Here is a 22414-nt window from a genome sequence, read left to right on the forward strand (position 1 = left end):
CAGCGGCAGCGCGCTCGGCGCCTTGCAGGTGAAGGACAGGCTGGGCGCGGCCTGCGCCCGGCGGTTGGACAGCGCGGCCTCAATGGTGATGCGGCCGGGATCGTCCGGCGCGCGCAGCACCTCGCCGAATTCGGCGAAGGCTTCGCTGGTCAGGGGTCTTGCGATCAGGCGCATGCATCAGCCTCGGCTATCTGGATATCGGGGATCGGCGCATGGCGCTGGGGGATCGAACCGCCGACCGGGGCCGGCCCACCTTGTCGAAAGGCACATCCATGTGCCTGGTGCGAAGGCCGGTGATCAGGGAGGCGCGCAGCGACATGTCGTGTCCGTGCAGGTGCGGCGCCTCGATGACCAGGCTGCGCCCACGTTGGCAGGTCTCCTTCGAGAGACCGGCTGGCGCGCCTGGCAGGAAGCCGAGAAGGCGCCCTGCCCTTCTCCGCATCAACCTGGCGCCTCGCCTTCATCGCCACTTCCTTCTGCCTCTCATCGAACAGTGCCCAATCTACACGCATTCGCATCCCGTTATGTCCCAGGAACGGGCCGATCGGCGCCCACCCAAACATCATGCCAGGATATGCCGGCTTCCGGCAGAAAACGACGACGTCTAGGGTCATCTGCTATTCCGGCGGCGTACGCGAGGCGCCCGCCCAACCGTGAGGGGGCCAACAGGATGCGCCCTGCCAAAGGCGACCGTCGAACCGCCCATGCGTTGGCCGGAGTCGAAAGACCTCCCCTCGGCGCCACGCCTCGGTCCGGCGCGGCCAGAGGCACTGCCCGAGGCGTGGCCCGGCTGTGTGACCGGATCATGCTGATGCATCCCGGCCGCATCATGAAGACGGGGCCGGTGGCGCCGCAGCCCCCCTGCACCCGGCTTCCGGCCTCCACCTTGCCGCTGCCGGACCGCCGGGCGGTCGCCTGCCATCTGCATGACTGAACCAGGGAGAGAAACTACCATGCGCCTCAAGGACAAGGTCGTGGTCGTCACCGGCGGTGCCTCCGGCATCGGGCGCGCCATTTCCATCCTGTTCGCCAGGGAAGGCGCCACGGTCGCCATCGGCGACCTGACGGAGGATGTGAAGGAAGGCGGGGAGCCGACCCGGAGGCTGATCGAGGCGGCCGGTGGCACCGCGCGGTTCCACATCTGCGATGTCTCGAAGTGGGACGACATCGACGCGCTGGTGACGAAGACGGTCGCGGAGTTCGGCAAGCTCGACGTCATCGTCAACAACGCAGCCACGCTCGGCAGCGGCACCAAGCTGCTGGAAACCAGCGAGGCGGATTGGGACCATGTGATGGCGGTGAATGCGAAGGGCGTGTTCTTCGGCTGCAAGCGCGCGATCCAGCAGTTCCTGACCCAGCCGGTGGTGGGCGATGCGCGCGGCCGCATCGTCAACATCTCCTCCCAGCACGGCATGGTCTGTGCGCCCGGCAAGATCGCCTATGGCACCGGCAAGGCGGCTGCCGTGTACATAACCCGTCAAGTCGCGGTGGATTATGCCGAGCAAAGCATCATCTGCAACGCGGTGGCGCCCGGCCGCATCCTGACGGGCAAGCCGCTCGGCGGCGCGGGATCGGACCCGCTGGAGTATTCGCGGTCCCGCACGCCGATGCCCCGCCTCGGCCGACCTGGCGACATCGCCAGCGCCGCGCTGTTCCTGGCCAGCGACGAGGCCACCTACATCACCGGCCACAACCTGATGGTCGATGGTGGCTGGATGGCCTACTGACCGTGCGGGTTCGTCCGGATACGGCGGCCGGCGACCCCGCCATGGGAATGACCCAGATGCGCAAACCTCTCCTGATCCGATGCATGCCGCGATTGGTGTGGGTTTGTGTTTTCCTCGTGGCGCTGCAAGGCGCTGCGTTGGCACAGAACAGCCCCTGCGGCCCGGCCTATACGCGGGTCAGCCACCTTGATCCCGTAGCCGCCCTGCAAGGCCGAAGCCCATCATGGGTTCGAAACGTGTGGGGCACCGCCAACATACGCGTCCTGCCCGCCGAGGCTGGCGCAGGCCTTATCCTGCGCATCGGCTATCCGCGCGGGTCCATCAATCCTGGCAATCGAAGTGCGCCTGTTGGCGGCGCCGGCTTCCTGCTTCCATCCGGGGCCGGCGCCCAGGCCCGATGCCTGTACTACCGCCTGCGTTTCGAAGGGTCTTTCGATTTTGTCCGCGGCGGGAAGCTTCCCGGGCTTTACGGCGGAGAGGCGCCTCGTGGTTGCGGTCCGGCCGAACGAGACCGTGGCTTCTCTGCCCGCTTGATGTGGCGCGAGGCTGGCATGGGCGAGCTCTACCTCTATGCGCCGGATCGCGCGCTGCGTTGCGGCGACAGCATCGGTCGAGGCTCCTGGGGTTTCGCACGTGGTCGTTGGGTAGCCCTGGCGCAGGAGGTCATTCTGAACACGCCTGGTCGTGAGGATGGTGTGGTACGGGTCTGGGCCGATGGCCGACTGGTCCTGGAACACCAGGGACTGGTGCTGCGACGGGATGCGACGACCCTTGTGGAAGGCGTCGTGTTTTCGACCTTCTTTGGCGGTAGCGACCCGAGTTGGGCACCAGGACGCGATCAGCAGGCCGATTTCACTGGCTTCCAAATCTGGGATCGACCCGCAGAGCGCTGAGACAGCCGGGAGGATGGCAGGCAGGCCGAACCGGCAGGGGTCCGGCGTCGAAAAGAGCCCCGAGCCCCGTGCGCCCGCCCTGATGCGGTTCGGTCCAAGGTGCCCTGCTGAATGCGACAACCAGCAAGATGAATGTGGCTGTCGACAAGGCCAGGAAACCCTTGGACAGGCCTGCAGAGCTCTCCCCGCGGGAGGCGACCTTCTGGCGGTTCCAGCGCTGACGATCGGGATGATGAAAAGCGAAGATCTTGATGAGAGAGCCGAATACCTGGCTGCAGTAAAACAGTATCGGAAAGAAGGCATGGAACCTGCCGGTTGCCAGCCAGACCAGCAGGGTCAGGAGCGTGCGCGTCGCCAACACCCACATCGCATAGAGGGTCAGGAACGACGGCGATATGAAAACGGCCGCGTACAGCACCACCAGCGGCCCGGACAAGGTGGTCCAGGGCGATATGCGCTGGTCAATCAGGCAGAGCCACGCAAAGGTACCAAGCTGGGCACGGCCAAGCTCCAGCGCGCGCCCATTGCTGCGCGCCATGTTGCCGAACCAACGGAGCATCAGCCCGGTTGTCCCGGCCAGGAAACCGGAGCCAGGAAGCTCCTCCAGGCAGAAGACTGTCGCATCAGGTACATAGGCGATGCGCCAGCCTTGGTTCAGCGTGGCATACCAGGTGCTTTTGTCGTCGCCTGTCACGAGCGGAATCGCACCGATGCGCCAATGGCTGACGGTGTCGCGCTCGATGCGCCGCAGGAAGTCGACCTCGCGCATCACCTCGGCACGGAAAACCGAGAAGCGCCCGGTGAGCACCAGCAGCCGCCCTGAGAGACTCATCGAGCACATCAGGATGTCGCGCTGAAGCATTCGCAACCGGTACCATTCCCGCGTCCAGGCGTGCCCCTTCACCAGCGGGACGTTGTTGGTGGTGACCGCGCCAAGTTCCGGGCGGGAGGCCAGCAGCCGGCAGGTCGACGCCAATGTGCCGGGCGCCAACAGGCTGTCACCATCCATTAAGACCAACTGGGCGCCCGGTAGCGGATTGCGGGCCAGGATCAAGGCCAACGCCTCACCCATGGCGGCGCGCTTTCCCGTGCCGTCCTGTGCCAGCATGTGCAGCACCGTGCCCTCGGGTAGCCAGGGGCGACGGTCCACCAGGTCGGCCAACAGGTGCGCATCGGCCGGGTCGGTGACGCATGCGACGATGCAGGCCGGAACACCCATGGCCGCCAGTTCGTCCAGCAGCCGACCATAGACGGCCGCGTTCATCTCTGCGGGCATCCTGTAGCTGGTCACCACGATGTAGAGCGCCGGCGGCAGCGCGCAGCAGTCTGCCGCCTCACGCAGGCGCGGGAAGGCCAGGTGCCGGTAGACAAGCATCCGGCCGAAATGCACGGCCGCCCAGGACCAGCGCCAGATGCCGATGAGGCCGATCAACGCGGCACTTTGCAACAACTCCAATTCGTTGGGCAGATCGGGCAGCAGTGCCCAAAGCAGCAGCCAGAGCCAGAACCAGACCAACACACCGGCCGCCTGCGATGCTGCGCCTGAACGGGCGCGGTGGTCCGGCATCAGCCGGTGGCCTGCGGCCTCCATCCTCACGGACGCCATTCCCCTACGCCATCCGCAGGGAAGGATCGGGATGATCCGTGACCAGCCAGGAAAGGCCCGGCACCTGCTGCAACAGCAGCCGCAGATCCACGGGCGCGATGAGCAAGGCTGGCTGTCCTGCCGGAAGACCACGCGCCGATTCGTCCAGGGTTACGGTGACCAGGCCGTAGGGCTTCAGGCTGCGAAGGTTGTCGGGCAGACCAACCCGGCCGGTGTTTTCCGGATTCAGGTTCATGGCCGTTATCGTTCCGGTTGTGTAATCTTCGTGACCTGCCAGTTGAACGCGAACCGCCTGGCCTTGTCGGATGAACGCCATCCGGTTGCTCGGCACCAATGCGTCGACTTCGACCTCCAGGCTGCTCCCCGGCTGGGCCAGGCCAAGCAGGATCTCGCCCGCCGCGACAAAGGCTCCACCAGCGGCAGTGGCATGCACCACCAGGCAATCGCATGGCGCCGCAAGCACGATGGGCGCCGTCAGCCTGGCGCTGGTCGCTCGCAGTTCGTCGCGCCGCGCCGCAAGGCTGCGGATCTCGCGCTCGATATCGGCGGGAGATCTCTGGTTCGGCCGACCATCGCTCAGGAAGCGGCCCCGGTCCGCGTCGGCAAGGGACTGGCGTGCCTCCGTCTCGGCCAGTTGTGCCTCCGCCAGACTGCGGCGCTGGGCGAGCAGAACCACCTCCTCCTGGTCCACTCGATGGGCGGAAACGATGTTCTGGCGTGAAAGCGTCTGCAGGCGCTGAAATACCCGGGCTTGGGCCGAGACCTGTTGCGAGATCAGTTGCCGATTCGATGAGGCGGCGCGCAGTGCTGCCTCCATCCGCGCACGGAACCCCTCCAGGCCCGCCTGAGCCTGATCGTGCTCGTCCCGTAGTGCCAGCAGCCGGGCCTCGGCCTCCTGTATGAGGGGCGCGAGCTCAGCCTCGATCTGGGGCGGCATGACGGGCGTCAGGGTTGCAATCGGCCGGCCGGCCAGAAGCCTGTCGCCCTGCACGGTCGTGAGCGGGGAAAGGATCCCCGCCTGTGGCGCCCGCAACACGCGCAACGACTGCGAGACGGCTGCGAAATCCGAGTAGACGGCCAGACGTTGAGAAAGCAGCAGCCATGCCACGATCGCAAGAAGCATGAAGCCAGAGGCAAGTGCTACAACAGCCACCAGACTACGCGCGCCCGGCAGCCCCACAGGGAGAAGGCTCATGCCTGAAGTGCGGGAGGCCGAGATCTGCTGGGTGCTGGAAGTGGCGAGGTCCGTTCCGTGGCCGCTATCCTCCAGCCAAGTCTTGATTGTCTGATCCAACCATCGCGCATCTGCCAGCTGGATTTCTATGAACTGGATGGTCGTCGCACGACCAGCCTCGGTGGACAGGATTCGTATCCCGACCTCGACCGGACGGGGCGTGACCGGATGGGACAGGACCAGGTAGGCGCGATGAAGATCGCCGATTTGGCTTGGCGGTCCGGCACCTTCCATGGCCGCTCCACCGAGACTCCAGTCCTTCAGTGGATAAGGCACCTGTCCTACTTCAAGATGGGCGGGCAGGCGCACACGCGGATGCATGCGTCTGCCGCTCTGGCTCCAGGCGATGGCAGGAGGTCCGACGCTGGCCGCGGGCTCACGCACGGCCGGTGCACCCAGCTGGATCAAGGTCCTCATGCCCCCGGTGGAGAGTCATCTCATTGGCCCATCGGACACTGACGACAGGACATAGAATGCAGATGTATTTTTCTTTCTAGTCAAATCCGGGCTCATTTCAACCAGGAATGCGCTATGGCTCGGGAGCCGCGGTGGTGGATCCGCATGGCTGTTCGCGATGAGGGTCTCATGATCCGCCGGTCGTCCAAGAGGAGTCTCGGGCTCGCCTCACGGGGGGTCGGGCTGCTTGCGATGCTTTGGCCAGACTTCACCATGGCCGAGGCATTCGGTGGGGCCTGGCATGGAAGCCTCCATTGCTCCGGCACTGCCAGCGGTTCGCACGCTCCCTATCGCACGCGGATCACGGTCACGGTCTCGGGCAGGCACGCAACCGCCGATGCGGCGGGAGGGAGGACAACCTGGCAGGTGGCGGGTGTCGTCCGCGATGATGGCCAGGCGGCCTTCCACGGTACCGTCACTGGCGGGCCGACAGGGCGTTCCAGTTGGCCTTTTCAGTTCAGTGGCAGATTTACGACAGGACGCTTCACGGGTCAGGGCGTCATGAACCCGGTATCCGCCTGGCGCCGCGACTGCACGGTAGAACTGCGGCCGGCCGAAGCCATGCCAGCAGAGGCCGGGGGCGGCCGCGATCAGTCGCGCCTCCGTTGAGTTTGGGCCTTCGCTGCCCAAGGCGAACGCCAAGTCACGCCCGATTGCCGAGCAGGCCATCTGGAGGACTCCGGACCCACCCTCTGATCAGCCCGACCTCCAGATCGGGAAAGCCGGTGCGGCAGCTCTCGGCGGCCTACCTCGCCCGCGCCGGTCAAGTACGTCGGGAATGGCAACTGGCCACGCGGCGGTGTTCCGCGCTGCTGCTCATGGTCGATATCGAGATCCTCGGTAAACCCGCACGCGCCGTCGTGGAAAACGCCTGACCGATGCGCCGGATCTGGCAGCGGCTATCGCCGCCGCCCAGGACCTCGCCGCGTGCTGCGCTGCGACGTCGGTGCGGACCAGGCCGCAATCGAGCGCCCCTGAACATCCACCCCGGTCCAGAACCAGATCAACCGCCTCAAGCTAATCAAGCGCACCATTTACGGCCGAGCCGACCCTGCCCACCTCCGCGCCCGCGCACCACACGCTTGACGCGGGATTGGCAGCACGGGAGGTGCTGAGGGATGTTGCAGGCATCCCACCGGCGGAGGGGAATGGCGGGTCGTAGGGCAGCGGCGCAGGAGTCGCGGCCTGTCAGGCCCCCTCTTGAAGCCCCGCCCTGTTCGGCACCAGTGCCGTAGCCGCATAACGCCTGCCAAGTCATGGAGAGATCGTGGTGCCGACACCCGGGATTGAACCGGGGACCCACTGATTACGAATGAGCGATTAGGGTCCGCCCCGAGGCGACATGAGGCGCCATAAGTCCATGTCCTACCTTGTTTCTTGGTCTAGACCATCTGGTTATTCCCGCCACGGACGGCAATTGGACCCGCCTGTCGGGTCCGCAACGGGTCCGCAGACCGGGAAGCGGACCATGCCCAGACTGACGGAAAAGATGATTGCCGCGTTCGACCTGCCAGCGGGGAAGCGGGAGGCCTGGCTCTCCGACGCTGAGGTGGTCGGGCTGCGCGTTCGGGCGACAGTCGGCTCCAAGACCTTCTATGCCGCATGGACCGACCGCGCGACCGGCGAGAGGCAGCGCGAACGCCTGGGCATGTGGGGCGGCATCACACTCGACCAAGCACGCACCCCCGCCCGTGCAATCCTGGGCGAAGTGGCCAAGGGCGATGATCCCAAGGCCAAGCGCGCCGCCCGCAAGGTTGCTGCGGACCTCGACCGGGCCGAGCGCGCCCTGACCCTGGAAACGCTGGTGGACGATTGGGCGAAGCTGCATCTGGCCGGCAAGCGCGCGCTACGCGACCGAGGCGGTGCGGGCAATCAAGCACGCCTTCCAGGGTCACCTGACGAAGCCTGCCATCCGCCTGACACGCGCCGAGGCGGTCAACACCCTCGACGCGCTGGTGAAGGCCGGAACGGTCGCCATAGCCGGCCGCGCCCTTGACTAGGGCCACGCCTGCTACGCCTGGGGAGTGAAGCGCGGGAAGCTGACGGACAACCCTTTCGCCAACCTGCCCATTCCGGCGGGTGTAGTGGCTAGAGAGCGGGCACTGACCGATGCAGGGCTAGGACGTGTGTGGACCGCCGCCGCCGCCCTGGGTGAGCCTTGGGGACCGCTGTTCCGGGTACTCACCCACAACTTTATGCTCCTCGCCGAGGCCGCATGAGCCTTTCAACAGAGCATCACCAGCTCAAAGCGTGCGTCGAGGCGATTGAAACCGAGGATGGCATCGCGCGCGGAGGCGTTGCCAAGGACATTGCCGCGCAACTCCTCCCGCACTTAACGGCCATCGAGGATCGATTCGCGCATCGCGCGCAACCCGCTCGAGACCAGCGCCGCAGCCCCTGGACCGGGATAGATCAGCATCTCGACCGACCAAGCGCCGACGAGAGGCTCGAGCCAACGGTGCTGCTCGCCGGGCATGGCGAGGCGCGTCGGGGCGGGCAGGCCGGATGCCGGTGCGGGTTGGGCCGTGACGTTTCCATGGGAAAGAATGAGCGCAACAGTACAGACGCAGATACTTCGGAGCATCGGCATCTCATGCAATCAAGCGCTACGCCGAGTTTAGCGCCTGCGTTTAGAATTGCGATGGTTGCAGCGGGTGGCGTCAGGTGGCAAGGACAATTCGTCTTGCAACTGTGCCAGCACAGCGTGCGGCAGCATCATTCATCCCTCCGTCACAATTGTAGGCGCTGCAGTCAGGGGGGCGCTCAGCGGCAGCACGAGAGATGGGGAAGTCTCTGCCGACGCGCCGCTCGAACGCAGACTTCTCTTTTGTGCTGCGCCGCATCCGGAAGATCCGCATTCCGCCCACTGTGCCTCCGAGTGACGGGCAACGGCCGCGGCCCACAGATCGACAGTTGGGTCGTGAAGGGCGACGCCGTGCGAAGTCAAAGACCGCCGAACCTCGTCTTCCGTGCGTCAATGCTTCGGCGCTGGTCCTTCGCCCGGAACGGCATCCCAATATCGTCAGCGTGCGGCAATCACGCCGCACGCGATGCGGCCGCCCGTGCTTTCCGGCGTCGAGGCCTGGTAGTCATCGCCATGTTCATGGATGACGATCGCAGAGCCGTCCGTGTCGAACAGCGCGTAGCGGCCCTCCGCCGGCTGGGTCGGCCCCGAAAGCAGAAGCCGGGCGGAGTGGAACTCGGCCAAGACCGTGCCATCGCGCGCGACATGGATGTTCGGCATGTCGCCGACATGCGCGCCACGCGGGCTGTCGAAGCCATGCTCGGCCCCGGTCGGGTTGTAGTGCCCGCCTGCGCTCAGGAAATCCGGCGCGTCGCAGCGGCCATGCTCATGGATGTGGAACCCATGCGGCCCGGGTGGCAGGCCGTTCAGCTCTGCGATGAAGACCATGCCGCGGGTAAGCTGCCGAATCTGCACCAAGCCCACCGACCTGCCCGCCGCATCCTGCATCCGGACGGTGACGCCGACATCGGGATTGGCATTGCGGGCCGGCATCTGCTGCTGCGCAAGGGCAGGCGCACAGACTGAGAGCACCGCCGCGGCCGCGATCAGGTTGATGTTCATGGGCCATGCCCTCCCCTTCGAATGGTTTGTCGCGGGCCGGAGCGGGGCCGCGCGGAGAGCTGCGGACATGACCATGCGCGATCGCGCCGGACAGTCAGGAAGACTACATAGCCGGCGCCACCATGCCCTCACTCCAGCACGGTGAGGTCCACCAGGGGCGTTGCGTTGAAGCCTTGCCCCAGCCGGTCCCGGATCACCCGCGAAAGATCGCGGCGGATCGTGTCCTGCGAGACGGCGGCAGCGGCATCCGCCTGCACATGGACCACCGCCAGAAGCGTATCCTTGCCCTGGATGTCCGCCCTGGTGAAGCGGAGATCGGCCTCTACCAGCCGCGCCACGCCGCTGGCCTCGACCATCTGCCGCACCTCGGCGGCGGCGCGCTGCGCGCGTGTCGAGCGCTGCAGCTCGGGCGGGTCAGCAAATTGCCAGGTCAACAGCCCGGCGAGCACGGCGGCCGAGCCGAGCCAGGCAGCGATGCCGACGCTGCCGCGCCCGCGGGCGAGGCGCACCCCCTGCGGGCGCAGGCCGAACAGGTGGAAGACGACGGCACCCGACAGGTTGATCCCGACAAGCTGGAGCAGCAGCACGAAGCCGGCGGCACGCACCATGTCCCAATCGCCGAACGTGGCCGCCATGCCGAGGACGCCTGCCGGCGGCGCGAGGGAGGCGGCCACCAGCATGCCGGTGGCCGCGCCGCTGACCAGGCTGCTGCGCTCCGACTGGCACAGGTTCAGCGCGCCGGCCGCGCCAGCGACAAGTGGCAGCAGCGCCGCGACGGATGACAGCGTGCTGGTGGAGACCATCATGTTCGACGCCACCTGCTGGCCCATCAGCAGGCTCAGCGTGGCGGCGACCGCGATGGTGACCGACAGCGCCCCGAGGTAGCGGCCCAGCGACCGGCCGAACAGCGCCGCATCGCCGCGCGCCGTAGCCAGCGCCGCATTCATGGCAGGCCCGGCGAAGGGCGCGATCAGCATTGCCGCGGTCAGCAGGTACACCGTGTTGGTGAACAGCCCGATCCAGACCACGATGCCGGCGGCCGCCGCGTAGCTCAGGAAACCCGTCCAGGACCCGACGCTCTGCAGGCCGCCGAGAAAGACCTCGATCGGGCTGCGCGGCCCGACATCGGTCGCCTGGTCCGGCGCCTCCGCGGCCGGGGGGCGGAGGGTGATGACGCCCTGCGGCGCCAGCGTCACATGCAGGTCGGGCAGCCGTTCGAGCGCATCGAGCAGCGGGCCGACCGCGGAATTGGGCAGGCTGGCCAGGACCAGGTCGGCCTCCCCGCCCTCATCCTCGGCCGGCAGGCTGGCCAGGTTCTGGCCGCCATGCGCCGCGGCCGTGGCCAACACCTGCCTGCCATAGCCGCGCGGGACTCTGACCGTCATCTGGCGCATTTCGCCTCCCGCCCCTTCCGTTCCCGACCGCCAGCAAGGATCCAGCGGGACGGCCCGGTACACGGGTCCAGCGTGCGGCGCGGGGCGCGGTTCCAGATTCCGCCCGGCCGCGGCGCATGGCATTTCGGGGCCAGGCTGCCAGACTGCGCGGGCGCGATCGGGGAGCGCCCGCGGGCGGCATGGTCGGGTGATGGATTTTCTGCGGCATGGACCCGGCTGCTGGCGGGTGCTGCGCGGCAGCGTCCTGCGCTTCTCCCGGCACCATGTGCTGGACGAGGCCGGCGGCGTCGCCTTCTTCATGCTGCTCGGGCTCGGCCCGGTGATGACGGCGCTGGTGCTGCTGTACAGCCTGTTCATCGACCCGGCCACGGCGACACAGGACCTGCCACGTCTGGCGCCGGTGATGCCGGAGGATGCGGCGCGGCTGGTCGGCGACCAGCTTGCGCGACTGGGGGAACAGGACCGGGATGCGCTGGGCTTCGGCGCGGCCGCCGGGTTCGCGGTGGCGCTGTGGAGCGCCAACCGTGCGATGCGAGCGCTGCTGCGCGCCCTCAACCACGTGCGCGACGCGGAGGCTGGCTGGCTCGCCGCGCGGTGGCGCTGGCCTTCACGTTAGGCGGCTGCCGCTGACGGTGCTGTCCATCGCGGCGGCGGTGGCGCTGCCGCTGGCGCGGCGCGTCCTCGGCTTGGAGAGCGAAGACGATCTGGCCCTGTGGCTGTTGCGCTGGCCGCTGCTGGTCGCCGTGGTCGCGCTTTTCCTGGCCCTGCTGTATCGCTTTGGACCCTCCGAGGCGGAGCCGCGCCGGCGCTGGGTCAGCTGGGGCAGCGCCATCGCGACGCTGATCTGGCTGGCGGAATCGGCCGCCTATTCCTGGTATGTCGGATGCTTTGGCGGTCGCGCCGGCGGCTATGGGCCGCTCGGCGCCGTTGTAGGCTGCATGACCTGGTTCCGGCTGTCCGTCGCCGCCGCGCTGCTGGGCGCGGTGGTGAATGCGGAACTCGAGCAGGCGCAAACCGCACCCGCCGAGCGCGCAGGCTGAACGAACTCAATGGGCGCTGGTATCAGTCGTCCCATTCCGGCTGGGCTTCCAACTGCGCGCGGGACAACAGGGTGACGATCCGGTCGCCCTGCCGGCGCAACTGACCCATATGCAGCAGCACGTCGCGGTCACCGATGCCGAGAAAGCCGCCCACCTCGACGCCGATCCCGGCGAGGCGCCCCTGGGTGGTCACCAGCACCGCTTCGATTTCGCCGACCGCCTCGCCCCGATCGTTGTAGAGCGTGGCGCCCGCGATCTGCGAAGCGGTCAGGCCGAGTTCCGTCACCAGAAGATCACCCGGTGCTTTCTCGTAGTCATACTCGACGGCGATGGCGGGGCCGACCACTTCGCTGCAAAGCATCGTTGCAAGGAGGCTGGCTGCGAGGCGTGGTCCTTTTCGTGATCCAGATGTCATGTTTTCCTCCGATTGATCATGGGCCCGGCGCAACGCGGGCGCTTCAGGCCGGTTGCAGCAGGGGAGCCGGCGACCCGCGGTGTCGTGGCGGGCCGGAACACCACTCGCTGCAACAACGATGGGAGGCCGCCTTGGCATTCTGGACCCTGCTGCTGCTGTTCCTCGCCCTGTTCGCGGCCGGCCCGTGGTGGCCCTACAGCCGCGGCTGGGGGGTCACGCCGGCCGCAATACTGCTGGTGGTCCTGCTGGCCTGGCTTGCCGCGATCTGGGTAGGGGGCGTGGCCTTCGCATGGCCCTGGACCCCCACCCTGACGCCGCCGCCGGATCTGCCGACCTGAGATGCGTCCTCGCGGTCCTACTGCGGGGACGGCGAGCCGGATCCGCCGGATGCGCCACTACCGGAGGCACCACTGCCGCGGTTCGCGGCCGGTGTGTCCGATCCGCCGCCCGAGGCCCCGGTGTTGCTGCCACCGCTGCCGGTCGACCCGCCCCCGGTGCTGCCGGTTTCGCGTCCCGAACCGGCGGAGGATCCGGACTGGCTGCCCTGGCCACCCGTCGAGCCGACGGTCGAGCCAGCCGTGCCGCGCGCCGAGGCCGGAGTGCTGCCCTGGTCGCCGCCGTGGTCCCCGCCCTGGTCCCCGCCCTGATCACCCCGGAGGGCCTGACGGGCCTGTCGCAGCGCCTGCCGCGCGGCGCGGCGGTCACCCTGCCGCAGCGCCTGCTCGGCCTGCTCGATCGACATCTCGACCTGCTGCCGGCTGCGCATCGCGTTGTCCTGGCGCATTGCCTGGTCGGCCCGGTCCAGCGCCTGCTGGGCACGGGCGGTGTCGCCCTGCTGCAAGGCTCGCCGCGCTTCCTGCAACGGCTCGCGCACGTCGCGCAGCGCCTGCTGCGTCCGCTCCCGCTCCAGCAACAGGATCAACAGCCCGGTCTGGTCGCCGCTGCCGGAATCCTGCTCGCGCATTCCCATCTGACTGGACGACATGCCGCGCCGCCGCTCCTCCTCCCGGCCCATGCGGTAGCCGGCGGAGTAGGGGTCGTAGCGGTCGAGCATCGGGCCCGAAGACCTCTGCTGCCCCTGCATGCTCTGGTAGCCGCCCTGGTAGTTGCCTTGTGCGGCCGCCGGTCCGGCGAGGCCGGTTGCACCGATCGCGACGGCCAGCCCGAAGGCCGGCATCAACATCGTCTGCTTGATTCGCATGTCTCTCTCCCGTGTTCAGCCATCCTGCTGCGGCCCCGGGCCTGGTGCCGCCAGCTGTTCCGGGCGCCACCGAAGGTCCTGGGCGGGCGGCGCCCGGTTGCGCCGGCTGGTCTCAGTCGCTGCCGGTGTTCCAGTCGCCCGAGCGCATCGGCTGGCCCGGGCCACGTTCGCCCGCCCCGTCCATGCGCCAGCCCGGCACGTTGCTGCCGACCACGCTGCCGCGCGACGCCAGGTTCATGGCACGATCCGTCCGTGCGCGGGCGCGGTCGGTCTCACGCTCCCTCAGCGCCTGGCGCGCCTCGCGGATGGCGCCGATCGCGGCCCCCTGGGCGGCCTCGCCGGAACTGCCTTCCGGCAGGGCGCGGGTCAGCAGCCGGGTCTCCGCCTGGCCGAGCGCGACCCAGGCCTCGCGCAGGTTGCCGCGGTTGATCTGCATACGGGCGTGGTCGAGGAACTCCATGGCGGCGCGCTGGTCGCGGCTCGCGGACATGCCGCCCGAGCGGCTGCCCGAGGAGCGTTCATCCTGGCGACCGGCCTGGTAGCCGTAGTCGTAGGGGTCGCGCGTGCTTTGGGCGCTGCGGCCCTGGTCCTGCCAGCGATTGCCCAGCCGTGTCTCGTTGCCGGTCATCGGGTCGCGGCCGGGGCCGCCCCAGGGTGCGGAAAGCCGCTCATCCTCGCCGCGGCGGTAGTAGGGGCTCTCGTTGGGAGGATTCACCCAGCGGCTGCGCTCGTCCCATTCGCGGCCCTGCGCCGCCGCGGGGGCGGGTGCCAGGACGGTTCCGCCGAGCAGGGCGGCGGCGAGGCTCAGGGTCACGGCGGTCGTCTTGATGTGTCGCATCAATCTTCTCCCAGGTTTCGTTGGTCAGGATCGGCATGCGCCGTGCGGCGCATGCCGGGGTGCGGCGTGGTGCAGCGTCAGCGCATGTCCGGCGGGATCCGCATCATCGCCTGCTGCGTCTCCAGCAGGGCGTCCTGCATTTCGGAGATCGCCTGGTTGCGGCGCTCCCCGGCCGGCTGCTGGGCCAGGTCCTGGATCGCTTCCCTCAGGCTCTGCGCGGCGACCAGCAGGTGGTCCATGGAGCGCGAGTAGTTCGGGACCACGGCGAACTGCTGGAACGGCACGCTGTCCGGGTACACGTTCGGGATGATGAACATGCCGCGGCTGTCCTGGTCCGAGGCCTGCGAGGACTGCTGCCGGCCGTCGCTGCCCTGGCTGCTGCCGCCCTGGTTCCCGCCCCGGCTGCCAGATTGGCTGCCATACTGGTTGCCGGACTGGCTCCCGCCGCCTTGGCTTGAACTCATCTCGCGCCGACGGCGCTCCTCTTCCCGCCCAGCCATGTAGCCGCGCATGAACTGCTCACGGTCCGACTGCTGGCCACCGGACTGCCGGCCACCGGACTGCTGGCCGCCATACTGCCGGCCCTGGCTTCCCGACCCGCTCCAGCTATCGCCGCCCTGGCGGCCGGCGTTGTCGCGCATCAACTCCTGGTGCAACTGACGGAGATAGCGCTGATAGGCGCCGTCCGAGGCCTGGCTGGCGCCGGACCGGTTCTGGGACTGGTTCTGGGACTGGTTCCCGTCCTGCGATTGCGCGAATGCCGGGACCGGCAGCGTGCCTCCGGCAAAGCCCATGGCGAGTAGGGCCGGGACGATCAGCTTCTTCTGCATATCGGCTATCCTCCGTGATGTGGTCATTGGCCCGGCCCGATGATCGGGCCGGGCTGGTCTTCCTGCCGGCGGCCGGGCGTTCAGCCCTCGGGGCCGCCGGAGGCCCGCTCGCCCCACCCATGTGCGAGCGGTGGCGCGCGCCGTGCGCGGCGGTCACCGTCGCGCGGCAGCCAGGTCATGGCGTTCTGGGTGCGGACCAGCGCCTGCCGCGCCTGCTCCAGGGCCCGGTCGCGCTGATCGCCCGGCGGCGCCTGCCGGAGCGTCACCAGCACCTGCCGCAACAGGATGCGGGCCAGATCCAGACGCTCCATCGCCTCGCCCTGGAACGCGTCGTTCCAGTGCGGGCCAAGGGATGCCGGATCGCCGCGCCGCCGCTCATCCGCGAGGCCGGCGCGGAAGCCGGCCTCGAATGGCGACTGCGCCTGCCGGTCGCCGCCATCCTGGCTACGGTCCTGCGCCGCGACGCCGCCTGCCGTGCCAAGGCCCAGCATCGCACCGGCAACCAGCATGAGGGCCGTGGATGGCCCTCGTCGGAACTCGCGCATCATGGCCTGTGCTCCCATTGTTGCGCCTCAAGCCTGCGGCCCTCGCGGCAGCAGACGGATGGCAACTGGGGAGGACCTGCGTCGGATGGGACTCAGGGGGGCTACCTAGAAACCCTGAATGATCCGCAACGATGGCTCGCCGCGGGTCAGCCTGGGCCGGGTGTTCCAGGGCCGGGTGTTCCAGGGATCGGCGGGCGGCCGGCGCCGTTGCCGGATCCTCCGGCACCGCCTGGCTGATGACCCTGCTCCGCTGCCTCCCGGCGGGCACGCCAGCGCGGGCGGGGGTTGCGTCCGCGGGCTGGCCAACCTTCGCGCTGGGCGGCACGGTCGCCGTCGGTTTCCTCGGTCTGGTCGTGCAGCAGCACCTGCTGCGTCGGGAAGGGCAGGTCGATCCCAGCCGCGGTCAATGCGCCCTTAGCGGCTTCATAGACCCTGTCCGTCACGTCCAGCGCCTCGGTACGCACGGGCGGGTTGATCCAGACAAACAGATCAACCTGCACCGCAAAATCCGCCAGCGCCACCACGCGGGCGACGGGCGGCGGGTCCGGCAGCACGCCCTCGGATCGCAGCGCCGCACCGACGATCACGCGCTTCGCCGTCGCGATGTCATCGGCGTTGCCGATGCCGAAGCGCAGCGTCAGGCGGCGTCGGTCATAGGCGGTGGCGACCAGCACCTTGTCGGCGAACAGGTCCGTGTTCGGAATTACGGCGCGCCGGTTGTCGAAGGTGCGGATGGTGGTGGCGCGGATCTGGATGTCCTCGACGGTTCCCTCGAAGGTGCCGGCCGTGATCTGGTCGCCAAGGCGGAAGGGGCGCGTCAGCAACAGCAGGATTCCGGCCAGCAGGTTCTGCAGGATGTCGCGGAAGGCGAAGCCGATGGCGACGCCGCCGATCCCGAGCAGCCCGAACAGATCCGCCGCACCGATCGAGGGAAACGCCACAGCGAGCCCGACCAGCAGGCCCAGCATGACGACAAGGCCACCGGCCACGCGCCCGATCACCACGGCCAATCCAGGTGAGCGCTCCCGCAGGCTCGCGGCGCGTGACAGGGCACCCCGAATGGCCCGGGCGAGCAGCACGAACAGGCCGAAGATCACGACCCCCAGCACAAGACCAGGCAGTAGCACCAGCGTCGCCTCGATAAGGCTCTCGATCCGCTGGAGCGCGACTTCGAGTTCCATCGGAATCCTGTCCTTTTCGAGGCCCATCGGACGCGGCGCGGGCCCGGGCGTTGCGCTGCCGGTTGCGCGGGTGGTTCAGGGAGCTCGTGCCTGAATCATCTCCGGCAGGCGACTACGCGCGGCTGGAGCTTCCGTGCCCGTTGCCAAGACCCTGACCATTCGCGCCGCGCTCCGTGCCGGCCTCCATTCCGCCGTTTGGGCGAATGCCGGCGGCGAGCGCCATGCACACCGCTTCGGACAGGCTGCGGACCTGCAGCTTCGCCATCAGGTTTGCGCGGTGGATCTCCACCGTGCGGTGACTGATCCCAAGATCGAGAGCGATGATCTTGTTCTGTCGGCCGGCGACCAGCCCGCGCAGCACCTCGGACTCGCGCGCCGAAAGCGCGGTGATGCGCTGTTCCGCGGCCCTCGCCTCCTCAGCCTCGTCGCGCCGCGCTAACGCGGCGGCGGCGGCGCGCAGCAGCGAGTCGCCGCTGAACGGCTTCTGCAGCATGTCGTAGGCGCCCGCCTTCATCATCCGAACCGCCAGCGGCACGTCACCATGCGCCGTAATGACCACGACAGGATGCCGCAGCCTCCGCGCCACCATCTCCCGCTGCACCGCGATGCCATCGGTATTGGGCATGCGCACATCCAGCAGCACGCAGCCGAACGCAAGGTCGCGGTCGGCGCGGCGCAGGAAGGAGTCGCCGCAACTGAACGTTTCCACCACATAGTCCGCCGACCTGAGCAGCAGCGCGAGCGATCGCCGCACCGCCGGCTCATCGTCGATGACATAGGCGATCGCTTCATCAGTCGGCATCGGAAGCCTCCTCCTCGCCCTGACCATCAGGCGATACGCGGTCGGGCGCCGCATCATCGATGGCGGCCAGCGTAAAGCTGAACACGGAGCCGCCTCCGGGGTTCGGTGCGCAGGCAAGACGTCCGCCATGTTCCTCCACGATGGCGCGGCAGATCGAGAGGCCGACACCCATGCCCTCGCGCTTGGTCGTCACGAAAGCCTCGAACAGCCGCTTTCGAATCTCCTCCGGCAGGCCCCCGCCGCTGTCGATGACGGCGACGGACAGCAGCCCCTCGCCGGATCTTCCGACTCTGACCAGCAGGTCCCTGCGCGGCCGGTCCTCCATGGCCTCGATAGCGTTGCGGACCAGGTTGACCACGACCTGGCGGATCTGCACGGCATCCACCAGCGCCGGCAGTGGCTCCGGCGCCAGGTCCAGGCGCAGGGCGATGCCGCGCTGCCGCACACCGCCGAGGGCCAGGCTGGCCGCGTCCCGCACCAGCACGTTGAGGTCGGTGACGATCCGCTCCCCATCGGTTCCGCCGATGAAGTCCCGCAGCCGCCGCACGATCTCGCCGGCATGCACCGCCTGGTCCGCCGCCTCCCGCATCGCCTCCCGCGCCGCACGCAGGCGCCGGGGAAGCGGCGTGTCGGACTCGAGCAGGCGCAGCGCCGCCTCGGTGAAGCTGGCGCTTGCAGTCAGGGGCTGGCTGATCTCGTGCGCCAGCGCGGAGGCCAGAGTTCCCATGTCGTTCAGCCGGGCGATGTGGCGCAACTCGGCCTGCGTATCGCGCAGCTGCGCCTCCGCCTGGCGCAGGGCTGTCACATCCGTGCTGGCCTGCACCACGGCCAGGGCTTGTCCATCGGGGCCCAGCCGAAGCGACCACTGGCTGGCAACCAGCATGGGCGTACCGTCGCGCCGGCACTGCCGGATCTCGCCCTGCCAGTGCCCGGTCTCCCGCAGTCTCGCCGTGATGACCCGCAGCGGCTCCGGATATTCGCTGCGCAGCAGGTCGAGGGCATCGCGCCCGACCGCCTCGGCAGCGGTCCAGCCGAACAGCCGCTGCATGCCCGTGGTCCAGACCAGGATGCGTCCCTGCGGGTCGACCACCTTCACCTGCGCCAGGTCCAGCGCGTCCAGGACTTCCTCGATCTCGCCCAGCCGCGTCGCGGCCTCCCGCCGTGCCTCGGCCAGGGCTGCGGCGACGGCGTTCACCTCGCGGACGCCGGAATGGACCTGGAGAACTACGGAAGCGCGGTCGGACAGGGGGCGCCGGGCGGAGGCGGCGAGCGCCTGGATCGGCTCGGCGATGCGACGCGAGAACGCGAGCGCCAGGGCGACGGCCAAGCCGGCCAGGACCAGGGCGATGCCGGCTGCAAGCAGCAGCCGTTGTTGCAGCGGCGCGGCGAAGGCGGTTTCGGGAATGAAGACCCAGGCGGTCCAGCCCGCGACCCCCGCCTCCGCATGCGCCACCAGAACGGGCACGCCATTCGCATCCACGCCGCGCTGCCAGCCCTCCCCGGGTGGTGGCCCGTCGCCGGCGCCGCGGCGCCGAAGGCCGAGGAAGCGCTCCGCTTCCTCGCTGCGGGCCAGCACCAAGCCCTTGCTGTCAGTCACCGTGGCGACCATGCCGGACGGAAGACGCTCCCGCTCCAGGATCTCATGCAGTTCGCCGACCGGCACGCGCAGGCTGAGCAGCCGACCCGGGCCGGCATCCGGGCCCGGCACGGGTGCCGTCACGGCGAAGCTGGGCAGGCCCGTTTCGAGGCCGAGCAGGCCGCTGACCTGGGCGCGCTGGCTGTCGGCCGCGGCGACCACCGCCGCCGCGTCGTCGTGTCCGACGACCCCTGATCCCTTGGTCAGCATCAAGCTGCTGTCGCCATCATGCAGCACGAGCGCCGCATCGCGCGCCCGCGGCATCTGCCGCACGCGCTGGCGAAACGCTTCGAGATCGCCGGACAACAGGTGGTCCGAGGTCGCCAGCACCTCGACCACCGCCTGCAGCGTCGTCAGGCCACGATCGAGCGAGACTGCGATGTGATGCGCCGCGTCGCGGGCCGCCTCTTCGTGCCGATCCCGCTCCGACGCGGCGATCCGGAGCAGCAGGAAAGCCTCGAGCACCACCATCGGCAGCAGGAGCGCCGCGCATAGCAGGCCAAGATGCCACGCAAGCGGCCTGCCAAGCGTGACACCTGCCGTTTCCTTGGGCTGAAGCATCCTGCGCGGCTCCGTCTTCGTGTCCGATAGACTGCGATGCCCTGAACGGCGCGCGGTAGTCTGCAGCAAGCCCTAACCGTTGTCCTGCACATCGGTTTCCTCAGGCGGCCTAGGTAACTGCCCGGGGGTGCCAAATGCAGCGCAACCAACCCAACTCGTCGCCACCGAAGACGCGCGCCATCAGGTTGGACCATGCCGAGGGACCGCGCTCTTTGTTGCAGCAGGCAGAAGGCACAGCACCATGCGACATGACCAGAAGCATGCAACCCGCAACGCCGTGCGTCGTGCATCGTGGCTCGCGACAGCTGCGATTGTCGCGCTGGGCGTATCCGGTGCGGCCTGGGCGCAGCAGAACCAGCCATCTTCGTCCAACCAGGGCGCCAGCCAGCCCCAGGCTACGCAGACCCAGGCCGGCAATCCCTTGGCTCCGCAGCTGCAGGCCGTCGAACGTTCGCTGCGCCAGTCGCACGAGCAACTCGCCCAGCAGGGCTCCAGTGCAGGCCAGCCGAACTGGGGCCAGGCTCGCCGTGCCGTGAGCGCGGGACTGCAGACGCTTGGCCGGGCGCCGTCCGACGTGCAGGGGCAGGACGCCTTTCGCATTGCCCAGACACAGCTTTCAGAGGCGCAGAGCGCGCTTGAGGGCGACAGCCCGGACCGCCAGCGCGCCGCGGCACAGGTTCGCGAGGCCGCGGAGGCCGTGGCATCACTGTATGGCCAGGTGACCTCCGCCAGCGCATCGGGTAGCGGCCAGTCGAGCGGCACGTCCGTGTCGGGCGGTGGCGCGCAGGTGACCGTGCAGCAGCAGTCGCCGCAGGTGAATGTGCAGCAGGCGCAGCCACGGGTCACGGTTCAGCGCCAGGGTGAGCCACAGGTGAACGTGGAGCGCGAGGGTCAGCCGCAGGTCAATGTCCAGCGCGAGGCGCAGGCGAATGTCCAGCGCCAGGGCCAGACTGCGACGGAGACGCAGCAGCAGGATCAGCGAACCGGTGCGACCACGACCACGCCCGCTCCGGCACAGTCCGGCGGTGCGCAGCGCACCGCCGTCTCCCCGGCCGCCGGCCTGCCGCTCCGGGAGGTCTCGAACCTCATCGGCACCAACATTGTCGGTGTTGATGGCCGCGAGGCTGGTGAGGTCGAGAACCTGCTGCTCGATGGACAGGGCAGCGTCCGCGGTGCGCTGGTGGAGTGGGGCGGTTTCCTCGGCATCGGCACGCGGCGTGCGGTGGTGCCGATGGAGCGCATCGACCTCGGCAGCCGCCCAGCCCGGCTGAACATGACGCGGGAGGAGCTGGAGGCACTGCCGCGCTACGACGAAGCCAACATTGCCGCGTACGGCCAGGAGCGCGGCTGGGGCGAAGGAGTTCGCATGGCTCGGTAGGGCCCTGCGCATGCGGCGGCCGGATGGCCGTCGCCCGCCTGCGCCGCGAAGCTTGGCGCAAACCAGGAAGCCGGAGCATTCGCGCCGGCGGCACGACGTAATACCAGGAGATACAGGATGAACAGCAAGCTCATAGCCACCGCGCTGGTCGGCATCGCGCTGACCGCACCCGCTTTCGCCCAGGGCCAGAACCAGGGCCAGAACCAGGGCCAGAACCAGAGCCAGCAGAATCGCCCCAGCAGCGGCAGCAGCTCGTCACAGGGTTCCGGTTCCCAGGGCTCCTCCTCCCGGAGCTCCTCTGAGGGCAGCTCCAGCGCGTCGCAGAGCCAGCAGCAGGCGATGAGCCAGCAGCGCCTCCGCCAGCAGCTCAGCCGGGCCGGCTTCCAGGATGTGCGCATCGTCGATGCCGCCTACTTGGTTCAGGCCAAAACCGAGGACGGCAACACGGTCTACCTGATGATCAACCCGCCAGCCTCCATGCCGACCGCCAGCGGCGCGATTCAGGGCGGCAGCTCCGCCAGCGGGTCCACCGGCGGCAGCAGTCCGTCCACCGGTGGCGGCAGCGGCTCATCCTCCAGCGGCGGGTCCCGGAACTGAACCAGCCAGGTATGGGCGGGGGCGGCCTGCGCCGTCCCCGCCTGGGCTCCGCTGACTCCGACGCGTCGCCCGCAACTATGAAGCCCTGCCGGCCTATGAAGCCCTGCCGGCGTCGTGTCCGAATTCCATGCCAAGGAACGAGCGAGATGCGCAAGGCCGCGATGTCCGCCGCCTGCCTGGCAGCCCTGGCGGTGCCGTGTGCTGCGCAGGCACAGACCAGGGAGGTGCCCGTGTGCCCCTCGCGCGAGGATGCCGAGGCGGTACTGCAGGGCGGCCGCTCCGCAACCCTGCCGGAAGGCTGCCGCATGGCGACGGTGCGCCGGCTCGACACACCGGCCGGGACGCTCTGCGCCATCGCGTTCGGTACCGGTGGCGGCGTCGTCGGTGCATTACGAGATGCGGTGGCCGAGACGGAATGGTGGACCGCCTGCGCCAATCTGCGCGCACCCTGAGTGATGCGGCGTGCCTGTAGGGGGCCAAAGGAACTGGTCACG

General features: G+C 68.8%; 24 protein-coding genes. 11 read left to right on the top strand and 13 right to left on the bottom strand.

Annotation, left to right across the window (positions count from 1 at the left end; all coding sequences use genetic code 11):
• The first annotated feature begins 805 nt into the window (after positions 1–805).
• From ACFHPP_RS24840 to ACFHPP_RS24850, 3 genes are read left to right on the top strand one after another with little or no spacing between them, the layout of a single operon-like run.
• Positions 806–934: a hypothetical protein gene (locus ACFHPP_RS24840; protein WP_437165927.1), complete on the top strand. Its 129-nt coding sequence runs from the start codon at positions 806–808 to the stop codon at positions 932–934.
• Positions 935–953: 19 nt separating this feature from the next.
• Complete coding sequence (locus ACFHPP_RS24845; RefSeq protein ID WP_437165928.1) at positions 954–1727, top strand: SDR family NAD(P)-dependent oxidoreductase; 774 nt, start codon at positions 954–956, stop codon at positions 1725–1727.
• Positions 1728–1768: 41 nt separating this feature from the next.
• The gene (locus ACFHPP_RS24850; RefSeq protein ID WP_437165929.1) at positions 1769–2620 is read left to right on the top strand and encodes a polysaccharide lyase; all 852 of its coding nucleotides are present in this window, start codon (positions 1769–1771) and stop codon (positions 2618–2620) included.
• Here the strand turns inward: ACFHPP_RS24850 and ACFHPP_RS24855 are convergent.
• Entirely contained in the window at positions 2580–4211 is a 1632-nt protein-coding gene (locus ACFHPP_RS24855) for a glycosyltransferase (protein WP_437165966.1), read from the bottom strand. The two genes, ACFHPP_RS24850 and ACFHPP_RS24855, sit on opposite strands and share 41 nt — an antisense overlap.
• Positions 4212–4230: 19 nt before the next feature.
• Positions 4231–5877, bottom strand: a complete 1647-nt coding sequence (locus ACFHPP_RS24860; protein ID WP_437165930.1) for an HlyD family efflux transporter periplasmic adaptor subunit — start codon at positions 5875–5877, stop codon at positions 4231–4233.
• A gap of 764 nt (positions 5878–6641) precedes the next feature.
• Between ACFHPP_RS24860 and ACFHPP_RS24865 the strand changes: the two genes are divergently transcribed.
• Both ACFHPP_RS24865 and ACFHPP_RS24870 read left to right on the top strand, forming a co-directional pair.
• Positions 6642–6791, top strand: coding sequence for a hypothetical protein (locus ACFHPP_RS24865; RefSeq protein WP_437165931.1), 150 nt, complete (start codon positions 6642–6644; stop codon positions 6789–6791).
• Between the two features lie 593 nt (positions 6792–7384).
• Entirely contained in the window at positions 7385–7912 is a 528-nt protein-coding gene (locus ACFHPP_RS24870; protein ID WP_437165932.1) for an Arm DNA-binding domain-containing protein, read from the top strand.
• A 336-nt stretch (positions 7913–8248) separates the two neighbouring features.
• Here the strand turns inward: ACFHPP_RS24870 and ACFHPP_RS24875 are convergent, their stop codons facing one another.
• The 3 genes from ACFHPP_RS24875 to ACFHPP_RS24885 all read right to left on the bottom strand — a co-directional run bounded on the left by ACFHPP_RS24875 (position 8249) and on the right by ACFHPP_RS24885 (position 10887).
• On the bottom strand, positions 8249–8506 hold the full coding sequence (locus tag ACFHPP_RS24875; protein ID WP_437165933.1) for a hypothetical protein: 258 nt from the start codon (positions 8504–8506) through the stop codon (positions 8249–8251).
• 432 nt (positions 8507–8938) lie between these two features.
• Positions 8939–9502, bottom strand: a complete 564-nt coding sequence (locus ACFHPP_RS24880; protein ID WP_437165934.1) for a superoxide dismutase family protein — start codon at positions 9500–9502, stop codon at positions 8939–8941.
• A gap of 128 nt (positions 9503–9630) precedes the next feature.
• Positions 9631–10887, bottom strand: coding sequence for a DUF389 domain-containing protein (locus ACFHPP_RS24885; protein ID WP_437165935.1), 1257 nt, complete (start codon positions 10885–10887; stop codon positions 9631–9633).
• Between the two features lie 199 nt (positions 10888–11086).
• Here ACFHPP_RS24885 and ACFHPP_RS24890 point away from each other — a divergent pair, with 199 nt between their 5' ends.
• Together ACFHPP_RS24890 and ACFHPP_RS24895 are read left to right on the top strand one after the other, a co-directional pair.
• The gene (locus ACFHPP_RS24890; RefSeq protein ID WP_437165936.1) at positions 11087–11512 is read left to right on the top strand and encodes a YhjD/YihY/BrkB family envelope integrity protein; all 426 of its coding nucleotides are present in this window, start codon (positions 11087–11089) and stop codon (positions 11510–11512) included.
• A gap of 16 nt (positions 11513–11528) precedes the next feature.
• Positions 11529–11936, top strand: a complete 408-nt coding sequence (locus tag ACFHPP_RS24895) for a YihY/virulence factor BrkB family protein (protein ID WP_437165937.1) — start codon at positions 11529–11531, stop codon at positions 11934–11936.
• A 22-nt stretch (positions 11937–11958) separates the two neighbouring features.
• Here the strand turns inward: ACFHPP_RS24895 and ACFHPP_RS24900 are convergent, their stop codons facing one another.
• Complete coding sequence (locus ACFHPP_RS24900) at positions 11959–12297, bottom strand: PRC-barrel domain-containing protein (protein WP_437165938.1); 339 nt, start codon at positions 12295–12297, stop codon at positions 11959–11961.
• A 185-nt stretch (positions 12298–12482) separates the two neighbouring features.
• Between ACFHPP_RS24900 and ACFHPP_RS24905 the strand changes: the two genes are divergently transcribed.
• A complete protein-coding gene (locus tag ACFHPP_RS24905; RefSeq protein WP_437165939.1) occupies positions 12483–12689 on the top strand; it encodes a DUF3309 family protein in 207 nt (68 codons plus the stop codon).
• 17 nt (positions 12690–12706) lie between these two features.
• On the opposite strand, the gene ACFHPP_RS24910 is transcribed toward ACFHPP_RS24905, so the two are convergent.
• The 7 genes from ACFHPP_RS24910 to ACFHPP_RS24940 form a co-directional block, all read right to left on the bottom strand.
• Positions 12707–13552, bottom strand: a complete 846-nt coding sequence (locus ACFHPP_RS24910; protein ID WP_437165940.1) for a hypothetical protein — start codon at positions 13550–13552, stop codon at positions 12707–12709.
• A gap of 112 nt (positions 13553–13664) precedes the next feature.
• Positions 13665–14390: a hypothetical protein gene (locus ACFHPP_RS24915; RefSeq protein WP_437165941.1), complete on the bottom strand. Its 726-nt coding sequence runs from the start codon at positions 14388–14390 to the stop codon at positions 13665–13667.
• Positions 14391–14467: 77 nt separating this feature from the next.
• Positions 14468–15220: a hypothetical protein gene (locus ACFHPP_RS24920; protein WP_437165942.1), complete on the bottom strand. Its 753-nt coding sequence runs from the start codon at positions 15218–15220 to the stop codon at positions 14468–14470.
• Between the two features lie 80 nt (positions 15221–15300).
• Positions 15301–15768, bottom strand: coding sequence for a hypothetical protein (locus tag ACFHPP_RS24925; RefSeq protein ID WP_437165943.1), 468 nt, complete (start codon positions 15766–15768; stop codon positions 15301–15303).
• A 143-nt stretch (positions 15769–15911) separates the two neighbouring features.
• Complete coding sequence (locus ACFHPP_RS24930) at positions 15912–16946, bottom strand: mechanosensitive ion channel family protein (RefSeq protein ID WP_437165944.1); 1035 nt, start codon at positions 16944–16946, stop codon at positions 15912–15914.
• Between the two features lie 112 nt (positions 16947–17058).
• Complete coding sequence (locus ACFHPP_RS24935; RefSeq protein WP_437165945.1) at positions 17059–17748, bottom strand: response regulator transcription factor; 690 nt, start codon at positions 17746–17748, stop codon at positions 17059–17061.
• Positions 17738–19945, bottom strand: coding sequence for a sensor histidine kinase (locus tag ACFHPP_RS24940; protein ID WP_437165946.1), 2208 nt, complete (start codon positions 19943–19945; stop codon positions 17738–17740). Before ACFHPP_RS24940 ends, ACFHPP_RS24935 begins: the two co-directional genes overlap by 11 nt.
• A 241-nt stretch (positions 19946–20186) precedes the next feature.
• Between ACFHPP_RS24940 and ACFHPP_RS24945 the strand changes: the two genes are divergently transcribed.
• From ACFHPP_RS24945 to ACFHPP_RS24955, 3 genes are all read left to right on the top strand, one after another.
• Positions 20187–21323, top strand: a complete 1137-nt coding sequence (locus tag ACFHPP_RS24945) for a PRC-barrel domain-containing protein (RefSeq protein ID WP_437165947.1) — start codon at positions 20187–20189, stop codon at positions 21321–21323.
• A gap of 117 nt (positions 21324–21440) precedes the next feature.
• The gene (locus tag ACFHPP_RS24950; protein ID WP_437165948.1) at positions 21441–21920 is read left to right on the top strand and encodes a hypothetical protein; all 480 of its coding nucleotides are present in this window, start codon (positions 21441–21443) and stop codon (positions 21918–21920) included.
• Between the two features lie 146 nt (positions 21921–22066).
• Positions 22067–22372 carry a hypothetical protein gene (locus tag ACFHPP_RS24955; RefSeq protein WP_437165949.1) on the top strand — a complete coding sequence of 102 codons (306 nt, stop codon included), beginning with the start codon at positions 22067–22069 and terminating at the stop codon, positions 22370–22372.
• The last annotated feature ends 42 nt before the right edge of the window (positions 22373–22414 follow it).

The organism is Falsiroseomonas sp. E2-1-a20 (assembly GCF_051433195.1).
GTDB lineage: Bacteria > Pseudomonadota > Alphaproteobacteria > Acetobacterales > Acetobacteraceae > Falsiroseomonas.